The organism is Bacillus sp. FSL W8-0920 (assembly GCF_038593215.1).
Classification (GTDB): Bacteria; Bacillota; Bacilli; order Bacillales; family Bacillaceae; genus Bacillus; species Bacillus pumilus.
Window position 1 is genome coordinate 2563488 of sequence record NZ_CP151974.1, and the last position, 12900, is coordinate 2576387.

Annotated in this window: 12 protein-coding genes and 1 riboswitch; of the genes, 1 reads left to right on the plus strand and 11 read right to left on the minus strand. The window is 42.8% G+C overall.

Annotated features, from left to right (window positions below):
* Window positions 1-34: 34 nt before the first annotated feature.
* Complete coding sequence (locus NSS78_RS13000; RefSeq protein WP_106032633.1) at window positions 35-643, minus strand: succinate dehydrogenase cytochrome b558 subunit; 609 nt, start codon at window positions 641-643, stop codon at window positions 35-37.
* A 280-nt stretch (window positions 644-923) separates the two neighbouring features.
* Between NSS78_RS13000 and NSS78_RS13005 the strand changes: the two genes are divergently transcribed.
* Window positions 924-1367, plus strand: coding sequence for a YslB family protein (locus tag NSS78_RS13005; protein ID WP_003216293.1), 444 nt, complete (start codon window positions 924-926; stop codon window positions 1365-1367).
* A gap of 166 nt (window positions 1368-1533) precedes the next feature.
* Here NSS78_RS13005 and NSS78_RS13010 read toward each other — a convergent pair whose 3' ends face one another.
* The 10 genes from NSS78_RS13010 to NSS78_RS13055 all read right to left on the minus strand — a co-directional run bounded on the left by NSS78_RS13010 (window position 1534) and on the right by NSS78_RS13055 (window position 12835).
* The gene (locus NSS78_RS13010) at window positions 1534-2763 is read right to left on the minus strand and encodes an aspartate kinase (protein ID WP_061409010.1); all 1230 of its coding nucleotides are present in this window, start codon (window positions 2761-2763) and stop codon (window positions 1534-1536) included.
* Window positions 2764-2904: 141 nt separating this feature from the next.
* Window positions 2905-3082, minus strand: a riboswitch (Lysine riboswitch).
* 63 nt (window positions 3083-3145) lie between these two features.
* Window positions 3146-4918, minus strand: a complete 1773-nt coding sequence (gene uvrC / locus NSS78_RS13015) for an excinuclease ABC subunit UvrC (protein ID WP_050943614.1) — start codon at window positions 4916-4918, stop codon at window positions 3146-3148.
* 139 nt (window positions 4919-5057) lie between these two features.
* Complete coding sequence (gene trxA, locus NSS78_RS13020; RefSeq protein ID WP_003216330.1) at window positions 5058-5372, minus strand: thioredoxin; 315 nt, start codon at window positions 5370-5372, stop codon at window positions 5058-5060.
* 245 nt (window positions 5373-5617) lie between these two features.
* Window positions 5618-7096, minus strand: coding sequence for an alpha-N-arabinofuranosidase (locus tag NSS78_RS13025; protein WP_342468127.1), 1479 nt, complete (start codon window positions 7094-7096; stop codon window positions 5618-5620).
* A 75-nt stretch (window positions 7097-7171) separates the two neighbouring features.
* A complete protein-coding gene (locus NSS78_RS13030; protein WP_003216494.1) occupies window positions 7172-8149 on the minus strand; it encodes an electron transfer flavoprotein subunit alpha/FixB family protein in 978 nt (325 codons plus the stop codon).
* A gap of 44 nt (window positions 8150-8193) precedes the next feature.
* Window positions 8194-8967, minus strand: coding sequence for an electron transfer flavoprotein subunit beta/FixA family protein (locus NSS78_RS13035; protein WP_012010823.1), 774 nt, complete (start codon window positions 8965-8967; stop codon window positions 8194-8196).
* 31 nt (window positions 8968-8998) lie between these two features.
* Window positions 8999-9778 (minus strand): enoyl-CoA hydratase, encoded by a 780-nt coding sequence (locus tag NSS78_RS13040; RefSeq protein ID WP_342468128.1) that lies wholly within the window; start codon window positions 9776-9778, stop codon window positions 8999-9001.
* Between the two features lie 26 nt (window positions 9779-9804).
* Window positions 9805-10389, minus strand: coding sequence for a TetR/AcrR family transcriptional regulator (locus NSS78_RS13045; RefSeq protein ID WP_003216590.1), 585 nt, complete (start codon window positions 10387-10389; stop codon window positions 9805-9807).
* A gap of 167 nt (window positions 10390-10556) precedes the next feature.
* Window positions 10557-12278, minus strand: coding sequence for an AMP-binding protein (locus NSS78_RS13050; protein WP_342468129.1), 1722 nt, complete (start codon window positions 12276-12278; stop codon window positions 10557-10559).
* A 101-nt stretch (window positions 12279-12379) separates the two neighbouring features.
* Window positions 12380-12835, minus strand: coding sequence for an immunity 63 family protein (locus NSS78_RS13055; protein ID WP_050943611.1), 456 nt, complete (start codon window positions 12833-12835; stop codon window positions 12380-12382).
* Window positions 12836-12900 lie beyond the last annotated feature (65 nt).

Below are 12900 nucleotides of genomic sequence, written 5' to 3' on the forward strand. Positions count from 1 at the left end.
AGCCCCTCTCCCTCTTCTACTAATCTATTTCCTCTTAAACAAAAGCGAAAATTGCTCTTAGCCCTACATATGAAAGCGCTATAAATATACCTAATGTCACATATGTGGAGATTCTTTGTGAGCGTGGTGAAACAGTAATTCCCCAGCTGACAGCAAATGACCACAAGCCATTAGCAAAGTGGAAAATAGTAGATAAAACGCCGACAATATAGAAGCCTAGCATAAATGGAGAGCTTAAAATATTCGCCATCATGTCATAGTTCACTTCAGCTCCAAGCTGAGCTTGAATTCGTGTTTCCCATACATGCCAAGTCACAAAAATCAATGTGATGATACCTGAAATCCTTTGCAGTCTGAACAACCAGTTTCTTAAGTAACTGAAGCGAGACGTATTGTTTTGTGCCGTAAAGGCTATGTACACCCCATAAACAGCATGATAGATCAGTGGTAAGAAAATCACGAACAGCTCAAGTGCATATCTGAATGGAAGCTGTTCCATAAAGTGTGCAGCTTTGTTAAACGCCTCTGGTCCATTCGTCGCAAAGTGGTTAATCACTAAGTGCTGAATTAAAAATAGACCGACCGGAATGACGCCAAGCAAAGAATGCAATCTCCGATAAAAAAATTCTTTGTTCCCCGACATTACTTTACCCCCTAGTAAAAAGTGCAATTGCTGAAAATTGTCTTACCCCCGCTTCTTTCAATTGTAAGCACTTTATTCAAATTTATTGACAATTTCATTTTACTCCTATGTCAAAAAAGCGTCAAGAAACCGCGTACATAAATTAAAATTTTCCGAAATTTAAAAGTTTTAAATCAAAATTCGTTTTACTACAATAAGAATTTCTTAGACTTCAGGGAAAACTCTGTCATCATATGCTCACATAAGCTATAATAAATTGTTGAAAGAGGGGAGCCGTACAATGAATAAATTCGAATCTAACTTAGAACAGCTAAAAGAAATTGAAGTCAATGGATTTGCCTACGAGCTGATACGCGAAGTTCTGCTGCCTGATATTTTGGGTCAGGATCATTCATCTATGATGTATTTTGCGGGTAAGCTGCTTGCTCGTAAATTCCCTCAAGAGTCATGGGAGAAAATCCCCGAATTTTTCCATGATGCCGGATGGGGAACTCTCACGATGGTCCATTCGAAAAAACAGGAAATTGAGTTTGAGCTCGAAGGACCACTTGTATCAAATCGACTTACCTATCAAAAGGAGCCATGCTTTCAGATGGAAGCAGGTTTTATTGCTGAACAAATCCAGCTTCTGAACGAGCACGTGGCTGAATCTTATGAACAAGTGAAAAAGCGTGCTGATAAAGTCATTTTAACCGTTAAATGGGATTTAAGAGACCCTAGCTAACACTCTTTATGAAAGGCGCGGACTTTAGGTCACGCCTTTTTTGTTTGCCTTCTTCTATCATAGCATACTTAGTGAATGGGTTTACGCACGTTTTCCTTTCTAGCATGGGGGGTTTCGGATATAAAAAAGAGGTGCACTCTTTCAAGAGATACACCTCTCTGCCTGTTTAAGAATGGGCAGCTACCTTTGATAAATCAAACGCATCATGCAGTGCTTCAACTGCTTTGACCATATCGTCACGGCCAACCACTGTTGAGACTTTGATTTCAGACGTACTGACCATTTTCACTTGTATGTCTTTTTCCGCTAACACAGCGAACATTTCAGCGGCTACGCCTGGATTTGAGACCATACCAGATCCAACGATAGATACTTTGGCTAATTTGCTTTCTGTCTCGATCTGTTCGTAGCCAAGTGCTCCTTTATATTCTTCTAACACTTCAACTGTTTTAGACAAATCATCCGTTTTCACAGAGAAAGAGATCGACGTCTGATTGGTGCTTGTGACGGACTGAATGATGATATCCACATTGATATTTTGCTTCGCAAGTGTCGTAAAGATGGTCGACAATGTGGTGAGACCGCTTGAAAGACCGCACACCGTCACGCGTGTAATCTGATCCTCAAATGCAATGCCTCTGACGACTAAATTTTGTTCCATGGATGATTCCTCCTCAATTAACGTACCCGATTCATTTTCAATACTAGAACGGACTTCTAGTGGGACTTGATAATTTTTCGCAAATTCGACAGCTCTCGGATGCAAGACACCAGCTCCTAAATTAGCCAGTTCGAGCATCTCATCGTATGAAATACCTGCAAGCTTCCGCGCGGCCGGTACATAGCGCGGATCTGTCGTAAATACTCCTGGTACATCTGTGTAAATATCACATTTATCCGCTTTTAGTGCGGCAGCAAGTGCTACAGCCGTCGTATCTGATCCACCGCGTCCAAGTGTTGTGATATGCAGGTCATCTGCAATTCCTTGGAAGCCTGCCACAACAACGACTTTCCCAGCACTTAATTCCTCTTTTATTCTTGATTCATCGATGTCCACGATTCTTGCGTTACCGTGTACCTGCTCTGTTTTCATACCAGCCTGCCAGCCTGTAAAGGAAATCGCATCATAGCCTTTTGCTTGCAGCGCCATCGTTAATAAGGAAATGGTCACTTGCTCTCCAGTTGCGAGCAGCATATCCATTTCTCTTTTGCTCGGATGATCTGTGAGTTCTTTCGCTAGGTCTACTAGAACATCCGTTGATTTACCCATTGCCGACACAACCACAACCACATCATGTCCGGCCTCGCGTTCAGCGATGACCCTTTCTGCAGCATTGCGAATTTTTTCTGTCGATCCAACAGACGTTCCGCCAAATTTTTGTACAATTAGTCCCATGTCTACCACCCTTTTTCAAAAGATCACGTGTGAGAGAAGAGGCAAGAAGCGGCTTTGGAGACTGCCTGCTCACTGCAAATAAAAAAAGCAATGAGAGAACAGATCTCCCATTGCTTTATAATCATCATCAAACGATGCAAACAATGAGATAGCCCTCCAAGAAATACATTCTTGACAGCCCTACATTTCTTCAATGTACAGCCAGCGAATAAAATGAGTGGATTTTATTCACTTCGGCGACGCTCCCCTTTTAGCCCTCTTCCTAGATCCCATCGATCTCTGAAGGCTTACTCTTGAAGTTCGCACCTCTATCTTCAACAAACAACACGTTCATTTATTAAATTTAGTCACAATCTTAACAGACTTTTGGAAAAAGTACAATCTATTTTTTTAAAGCTTCCATTAAAAGCTCGGCCGTTTGTTTCGGGATACCAGCCTCCTGAAAGTCTTGGATAGAGGCTTCTTTCATCTTTTTCACAGAGCCAAAATGTTTAAGAAGCTGTTTTTTACGCTTTTCTCCGATACCTGGCACATCGTCTAAAATAGATTGAAATGCATTTTTTCCGCGCAGCTGCCGGTGAAAGCTAATCGCGAATCGGTGCACTTCATCTTGAATGCGCTGCAATAAATAGAAGGCCTGGCTATTCCGCTCTAGTGCAACAATTTCCAGTGTATCGCCCATCATCAGATTCGACGTCCGGTGCTTTTCATCTTTGACTAGACCTGCTACTGGAACAGACAGATTCAATTCATTTTCAAGCACATCTATCGCTGCATTGATCTGTCCCTTTCCTCCGTCAATTAAAATCAAATCTGGTAGCGGGAGCTCATCCTTTAACACGCGGGTATATCGCCTTCTAATGACTTCACGCATCGATGCATAATCATCTGGACCTGTGACGGTTTTAATTTTGTATTTTCGATATTCCTTTTTATACGGCTTCCCGTCCTGAAAGACGACCATGGCAGAAACCGGGTCTGCACCTTGAATATTCGAGTTATCAAATGCCTCAATCCGGTAAGGCATATAAATATTTAGTGCATCTCCAAGCTGCTTCACTGCACCAATGGACCGCTCTTCATCACGCTCAATGAGCGAAAATTTTTCTTTTAAGGCGATTTTGGCATTTTGATGGGCAAGTAATAGCAAATCCTTTTTCTTTCCTTTTTTTGGCTGATGAACGTTCGTCTCAAGCAATTGTTCAATCATCTCTTGATCTACGCTATCTGGCACCAAAATTTCCTTCGGCAGAAAGTGGTTGTTCTTTGCATAAAATTGTCCCATAAATGTGAGAAACTCTTCCTCAGGGTCTTGATACATAGGAAACAGGCTGACATCACGTTCAATCAATTTCCCTTGCCTGATGAAGAAGACCTGGACACACATCCAGCCCTTGTCATAGGCATATGCAAAAACATCTCGATCTGATAAATCGCTCATCGTCATTTTCTGCTTTTCCATCGTTGAGTCGATGTAAGCGATTTGGTCTCTCAGTTCTTTTGCCCGTTCGAACTCTAATTGTTCGGCGGCTTCCTGCATCTTTTCGGTGAGTTCTTTTTTGATTTGCTGATGTCCTCCGTTTAGAAACCTTATGATTTCGTCCACGAGCTGCTTATTCGTTTCTTCAGAAATGTCATACACACATGGCGCGAGACATTGTCCAAGATGATAATAGAGACAGACACGGTCAGGGAGGGTGCTACATTTTCTGAGAGGATATAAACGGTCGAGCAGCTTTTTCGTTTCTCTTGCTGCTTGAACGTTCGGGTATGGACCGAAATATTTCCCTTTATCCTTCTTCACATTGCGTGTGACGATCAGCTTAGGATGCCGTTCATTCGTAATTTTAATAAAAGGATACGTTTTGTCATCCTTGAGCATGACATTGTATTTTGGGTCGTATTTTTTGATTAAATTCAGCTCTAAAATGAGTGCCTCGATATTAGAAGAGGTGACAATGTATTCAAAGTCCTCAATTTCACTGACAAGCCGCTGCGTTTTGGCGTCATGAGATCCAGTGAAATAAGAGCGTACTCTATTTTTTAAGACCTTTGCCTTCCCTACATAAATGACTGTATTTTGCCGATCTTTCATTAAATAGCAGCCTGGTTGATCTGGCAAGACCGATAGCTTTTCTTTGATCAGTTTGTTCATCTTTTCATCCGTCCTTGTTTTCCTCTTTCACTCCTTCTAGTGTATCACGAACATTTGTTTTATACCATGTTGAAAGAAAAGCGGCTCTCGTCTTTACGAGAACCGCTTTAGTGAGTATGCCGATTGGGCATAGACAGGTTTATAGATGTTTGTTAACAAGCTCAGCAAGTGCTTCTTTTGGTTTGAAACCAACAGAAGTTTCTACCACTTCACCGTCTTTTAAAACAAGAAGTGTTGGGATACTCATCACGCCGTATTTACCAGCAGTTTCTTGGTTATCGTCTACATCAATTTTTACAATTTTCATTTTATCGCCCATTTCTTGATCAAGTTCTTCAAGAACTGGAGCAATCATTTTACAAGGTCCGCACCATGGTGCCCAAAAGTCCGCAATAACAACACCTTCTGCAGTTTCTTGTGAAAATGTTGCGTCAGTAGCTTTTACGATTGCCATTATTCATTCCTCCAATGTAAATTATGCTTTTTAGTATAGCATCTACCAATGTGACTTGCGAATGAAATGCTTACGAATCATTTTTTATGAAATGAATTAAAAAACAAACCGTACAATCGCACCAATGACAACAATTGCACCGATAATCATGAGAATCGTTCTAAGCATATAAATAACTCCCTTTCCGCTTCGTTTACAATGTATGATGCCCCAACATCCTGCTCATCAAACATCTAAATATGCGATCAAGCGAGATCAATCGTAATCATCACCACAGACATTGGCGGCAGCTCTATGCTCAACTCACCGGGTTTTACAGCAAATTGCTGAAACTCTGCTGGCTGGACAGCATGAGGATCATCAAATGTGTTGTGCGCATTCATGCGGTCTGCTGTCAGCACGCGGCCCGTGACTTTCGTTTCTGCATCCATACCTTCAATGGCAAGGGATACTTCGTTTTGTTCATGCGGATTCAGGTGACAGAAGCTAATATGCATCTTATCTGACGAACGCGAAGCTGACACGCTAACCTGAGGTATTTTTTCTCCTCTGCGTTCATAAGACGTTGACACGAACTCCACTTCAAGTGCTTCTTCCTCTTGATGCACTTGAAACATGTGAAACACATGATACGTAGGCGTCAGAAGCATCTTTTCGTCTTCCGTTAACACCATTGCTTGCAGAACATTGACCGTCTGGGCAATATTCGCCATATGAATCCGCTGGCAATGACGATGAAAGATATGAAAATGAAGGGCACAAACAAGTGCGTCTCTTAGTGTGTTTTGCTGATACAAAAACCCAGGATTTGTCCCTGGCTCTGGGTCATACCATGTTCCCCATTCATCAATAATCATCCCAATTCGCTTGTCTGGATCATAACGATCCATGATCTCTCCATGATCCACGACAAGCCGTTCCATCTCATAGGCTTTTTTCAACGTGATAAACCATTCATCCTCATCAAATTCAGTCGCTGATCCTTTCTTCTCCCACGTACCAGGTACAGTGTAGTAATGCAGACTGAGTCCATCCATCCAAGGTGCGGCCCGCTCCATTAATACTTTTGTCCAATTCACATCATTTGAATTGGCTCCGCACGCAATTTTGTATATTGATTGACCTGCAAACTCTCTCACATACGTTTGATAACGTTTATATAAATCGGCATAGTATTCAGGCGTCATATTCCCGCCGCAGCCCCAACTTTCGTTTCCTACACCAACATAGGTCAAATCCCAAGGTTCTTGTTTTCCATTTTGAATGCGCCAATCAGACATAGGTGTTCCCTTTGGAAAAGTGATGTACTCGACCCAGTCTGCTAATTCTTGAACAGTCCCACTTCCCACATTTCCGCAAATATAAGGCTCACATTCAAGCAGCTCACACAATTTCATAAACTCATGTGTACCAAATTCATTGGATTCAACCGTACCACCCCAATGAGTGTTCACCATCGGCTTTCGTTCGCTGAGATCACCTACACCATTTGCCCAATGATACTCGTCTGCAAAGCAGCCGCCCGGCCACCTAAGCACCGGAATATGTAATGCTTGAAGGGCTTTTAACACATCCGTACGAATCCCCTCAATATGATCGATCTCTGAATCTTTTCCGACCCAAATCCCATCATAAATCCCTCTTCCTAAATGCTCTTGAAAATGTCCATAGATGTGTTTAGAAATACGTCCGATCACGTCATTCACTTTTACTGTTCCCTTCACTTATCAACCGCTCCTTTGTGTATTGATTACATACAAAAAAACCCAGAATACCTAGGCATTCTGAGTGTATGAGCGTTACGAGTGGATATTCATCTTTTTTAACTCTTCATTCAAAAGCGGTACCACTTCAAACAAGTCACCGACGATTCCGTAATCGGCAATTTTGAAGATCTCAGCTTCTGGATCTTTGTTAATCGCCACAATGACTTTACTGTTAGACATCCCGGCTAAATGCTGAATCGCTCCTGATATCCCGCACGCAATATAGAGATCAGGTGTGACGACCTTGCCTGTTTGCCCAATTTGCAGGGCATAATCACAGTAGTCTGCGTCACAGGCACCACGCGAGGCACCGACTGCTGCGCCCAGCGTCTCAGCGAGTTCATTCAGCGGTTCAAACCCTTCCTTACTCTTGACCCCGCGTCCCCCGGCGACGATAACTTTTGCTTCAGATAAATCTACACCTTCTGACGTTTTTTTAATGACTTCCTTCACGATCGTTCGCAGGTTCTGAATATCGACAGAAACCGGTGTAATGTCTCCGCTGCGTGAGGCATCCCGCTCAAGAGGTGCCACGTTGTTCGGGCGTATGGTGGCCAAAAGCAGACGATCTGTTGAAATCACTTTTTCGAAGGCTTTTCCAGAGTAAATCGGTCTTGTGAAAACAAGATGTTCTCCGGTAACGCTTACATCAATCGCATCTGAAATTAAACCAGTCTGCAAGCGTGCAGCTATTTTCGGCGACAAGTCTTTTCCGATAGACGTATGGCCAAAGAGGACGGCATCTGGGTCAACCTGATCTAATATGGCTTGAAGTGCCTGCGCAAAACCATCTGACGTATAATATGAAAGGTGCGGATGCTCCACAATCATGACATGATCCGCTCCATAGTATAGCAGTTCATTCGCTTGGTCTTTGACGTCATCCCCTATTAACACGCCAATGACTTCACCGCCATCTGCCACTTGATGAGCGGCAGCAATGGCTTCAAATGTCACATTTCTTAATTTACCGTCACGACTTTCTCCAAGTACAACAACTTTTTTACTCATCTTTCAAGTTCCCCCTTGTTCTCGTGATATCGTAAAGTGGATGTTTAGATGACCTTTGCTTCATTTCTTAATAAATCCGTCAGTTCTTTGACTTGATCCTGAAGCTCACCGCTCAGCACCTTGCCACCCTCTTTTTTCTCCGGTAAGAAACGTTCAATTGTTTTGATTTTATATGGCACATCGTCTTCATCCAGATCTAAATCATCCAGTTCCAATTCTTCTAAAGGCTTTTTCTTTGCCTTCATAATGCCTGGTAATGATGGATAGCGAGGCTCGTTGAGACCTTGCTGCGCAGTGACGACAAGCGGGAGCTCAGCAGAAATGACTTCCACATCACCTTCTGCATCTCGTTCAATCGAAGCAGAGCCGCCGTCAATTTGAATACTTGTAATCGTTGTGACATATGAAAACCCAAGTAATTCAGCAAGACGCGGGGCAACCTGTCCAGAGCCACCGTCAATTGCCACATTCCCTGCTAAAATCAAGGAAGCCTCTTTGTCTTTTAAATAATGGTAAAGAATCGTAGAAGCTGAATATTGATCCCACTCTTCTAAGTCGTCTTCCACATTTAATAAAACGGCTTGATCGCAGCCCATAGCAAGCGCTGTTCTCAGCTGCTTTTCCGCATCCTCACTGCCAACTGTCACAACGGTCACTTCTCCCCCGTGCTCGTCGCGAAGCTGGATGGCTTCTTCTATGGCGTACTCGTCATAAGGATTAATAATGAACTCTGCTCCATCTTCTTGAATTGCACCAGACTGAATGGAAATCTTCTCTTCCGTGTCAAACGTACGCTTCATCAAAACAAATATATTCATCCATTTCTCCCCCTTGTTTCGTTTGAATCCTTTATTCCCCTTTAAAATTCGGCTTGCGCTTTTCGATAAAGGCTTGTATGCCTTCTTTGGCGTCATTCGATTGGAAAATCTCACCGAACTTTTTGGCTTCTAGCTTCATACCGCCATCATATGAATACAATTTTGTCGCATTCAATAAATCCAGCACATACTCGAGTGATTTTGGGCTTTTCGTTGCAAATTTTGACGCAAGTATTTTGGCTGCTTCGAGCGCCTCTTCCTCTGTTTCTGCCAGCTTTGAAACAAGTCCGCAGGCAAATGCTTCTTCACCTGTAATCGGTTCAGCTGTACCCATCATTTCCAGCGCTTTAGCAGAACCAACATAGCGCGGCAGGCGCTGCGTACCGCCGAATCCCGGAATGATGCCGAGGTTTAGTTCCGGCAGTCCAAGCTTCGCATCTTTTGTGGCAATTCGGATATCACAAGACATGGCAAGCTCAAGGCCCCCGCCTAATGCCGCTCCGTGAATTGAAGCAATGACCGGTTTTGGACATTGTTCAATCCGTTCAAAGACCTGCTGCCCTCTGTCTGCAAGGCTTGAGTAGTCAGACTCTTCCTGTAACGTCGTAAATTCCTTAATATCAGCTCCTGCTGAGAAAAATCTTCCTTCCCCGTGGATCACAATGGCTCTTACTTCTTCATTTTTTTCGAGCTGGTCAAACATGTCATTAAGCTCGGTGAGCAGCTGAGAAGATAAGGCGTTTGCTGGTGGATGCTGAATCGTGATAAGTGCTGTCTGTCCTTCATGATGTAAGGTGAGTATCTTTTCCATGTCAATCATCCTTTTTCAAAATGTCTTTAAGATTGATGTATTCCGTTTAAGAGTAGATCACGTACGTTTTCTGCGAGTGCAGGAAGATCATATTTTTGATCATTCATGACCCATGTTGTAGCGGTTTCATCAATCGTCCCAAATACCATTTGTCTCGCTAAGCGGACATCTAGATTTTGTCTGAATTCTCCTGTTTTCTTTCCTTCTGCTAATATCGACTCGAGCATATTTAAATACCCTTTCAGCACCTCATTGATTTTTTGCCGCAGCTCAAGGTTTGACTGCCTGAGTTCAAGCTGTGTCACAAGAGCCAAATGATGATTTTGCGCAAGCATACGAAAATGCTCCTCAATGAGCAGTAGAAGCTTTTCTTTCGCCGACGGTTTCTTTTGAATATCTGTTTCCATTCGTTCGATGAATTGTCCCATTTTTTCTTTGAACAATGAGATCAAAATATCCTCTTTATTTTTGAAATAAAGATAAATGGTTCCGTCTGCTACCCCTGCTTGTTTCGCAATTTTTGAAACTTGTGATTGGTGATAGCCGTTCTCTGCAATCACCACAACTGCTGCATCAATAATTTGCATGTACTTCGGTCTTTTCTGCTTCAATGTGCTTCGTCCCTTTCTGGATTGAATGAGTATTCATTCATAACTTTATGTTAAAAAGAAACGGGCGATTTGTCAAGTGATCTTCTTCTTTCTTTTCCACCTTTAGCATACCAGAGGAGGCGGTCAACATTCAAATCATCCGGCCGGTGGACCGGATGATGAAGCCGTTATGTTTTCGGTTGATCGGCAGGCGTTTCAGATGAAGAAGCGTGCTTTCTTTTTTCTTCTTCAATTAATACTCTGCGCAAAATCTTCCCGACGGCTGTTTTAGGCAGTGATTCTTTAAATTCATACACGCGCGGTACTTTAAATGAGGCAATTCTCGTCCTGACAAAGCGATCAAGTTCGTCCTCTGTTAAGTAGGCATCCTTTTTCGGTACAATAAATGCTTTCACTGTTTCTCCTCTGTACGGATCTGGAATACCTGCGACGACGACTTCTTGTACAAGCTCATGCTCATAAAGGGCTTCTTCGACTTCTCTTGGGTAAATATTATAGCCGCTCGCAATGATGACATCTTTTTTCCGGTCGACGATATAGAAAAAACCGTCCTCATCCATATACCCTATATCTCCGGTGAAAAACCAGCCATCTCGTAATACAGCCTCTGTCTCCTCTGGCTGATTCCAGTATCCTTTCATGATCTGGGGCCCTTTAACAATGATTTCTCCATGCTCATATGGTTCTTTGAGGCCTCCGGTTTCCTCGCAATAAATACCGGCATCTGTATTAGGCCACGGACAGCCAATGCTGCCTGTTTTGTTCGCTCCCCATAAAAAGTTAGAATGAGTGACGGGTGAGGTTTCTGAAAGTCCGTACCCCTCCACTAAGCGTCCTCCTGTTAATTTTTCAAAGCTTTGTTTGACTTCAACAGGAAGTGCCGCTGAGCCGCTTAGACATGCAGTGATGGACGATAGATCATACTTTTCAATGTTCGGATGATGCAGCAAGGCGATATACATGGTTGGTGCACCTGGAAAGAGCGTCGGCTTCTGTTTTTCAATCGTTTTGAGGGTATCAGCTGCGTCAAATCGCGGAAGTAGAATCATTGAATGCCCTTCTTTGACAGCAAGATTTAAGACGGTCGTCATTCCGTAGACATGAAAAAACGGAATGATGCCGAGGATGCGTTCTTTCCCCCTGGTCGTTTTATACATCCAGGAAGCGCACATTTCAGTATTCGCTAAAATATTTTCATGTGTGAGCATGACGCCTTTTGGTAACCCGGTCGTTCCGCCAGTATATTGCAAAACAGCGATATCCTCTTCCGGATCAAAGGCAAGTGCGGGTACCTGCTGTTCACCTTCCGATTCTTTCATAATCTGCGCGAAGTGATGAATGGTGTCATTTTTCTCCACTTGTATGACCATTTTATTTTTTCTTCTTTGCACAATAGGAAACAGTATGTTTTTCGGGAATGGTAAATAATCTTGTAGTTTGGTGACGATTAAGTGCTCCATACTTGTCAGCGCTTTCATTTTATAAGCCTTTGGATACAACAAATCTAGCGTGATCAGCACTTTGGCGCCGCTGTCTTCTATTTGATATTCCAGTTCTTTCTCCGTATAAAGCGGGTTTGTTTGAACAACGATGCCGCCTGCTATTAAAACAGCATAATAAGAAATGACCGATTGAGGACAGTTCGGCAGCATGATCGCTACTCTGTCGCCTTTTTTCACGCCAATTTTCAGCAGATGACTGGCTAGTTTCAATACGTCTTCTTGCAGCTGTTCATAGGTGATGTTCTTTCCTAGAAAATGAATGGCTGTATGCTCAGGTGCAGCCTCTGCGGAGCTGAATAAGTAAGATTGTAATGTTTCATTTGGGATGGTGAGTTCGTGGGGAATTTGATTCGGGTAATGCAGAAGCCAACGTTTATCTGACTGCATAAAAACCCTCCTTCCTGAACTTTCGTACTATTATATTATAGCAAACTTTTCCTTAGGGCAGTTTGCTTTTTTCTAATAGGGCTTGGTTCAATTGCACATGTTTACTTTTTCGCCGGTGTTTCGATAGAAGCTCTTTTTCCTTCATGATGCCACTGTTCATATAATCCACCGATTGCACGAAATGAGTCGTTGACTCTTTCTACGATCTGTTGATGGATACTAGGGTCATTCGGTAAATGCGTCTGGATGTTGTCGACTTGATACTTCCTCATCATGTCGATGTAAACCGTGAGAAAAATCGTGTCTTCTAAAATCCAGTAAATGACTTCATCCGCCACTTTTGTTCTTTTATGCAGCATTTGAATGCCTCGTTCATATTGAATGAGGATATAACCACTCGAATCGATTTGAATATAGGGGCTCAAATCATCAAAAAATCCTGACGTTTGAAACGGACGTGCAATATACGGTTTGTATATGTCTCTTGGAAGGGATGTCATTTGAAGACAAGTATCAATGCGCTTGATCAGTTCGTCTTTTTGCAGAATGTGCTTCATGTCATTCGCCGCCTTTGATGAGATAAAAGCTGCCAAGGGATTCCCTGACAGCTTTCTAACGCCTG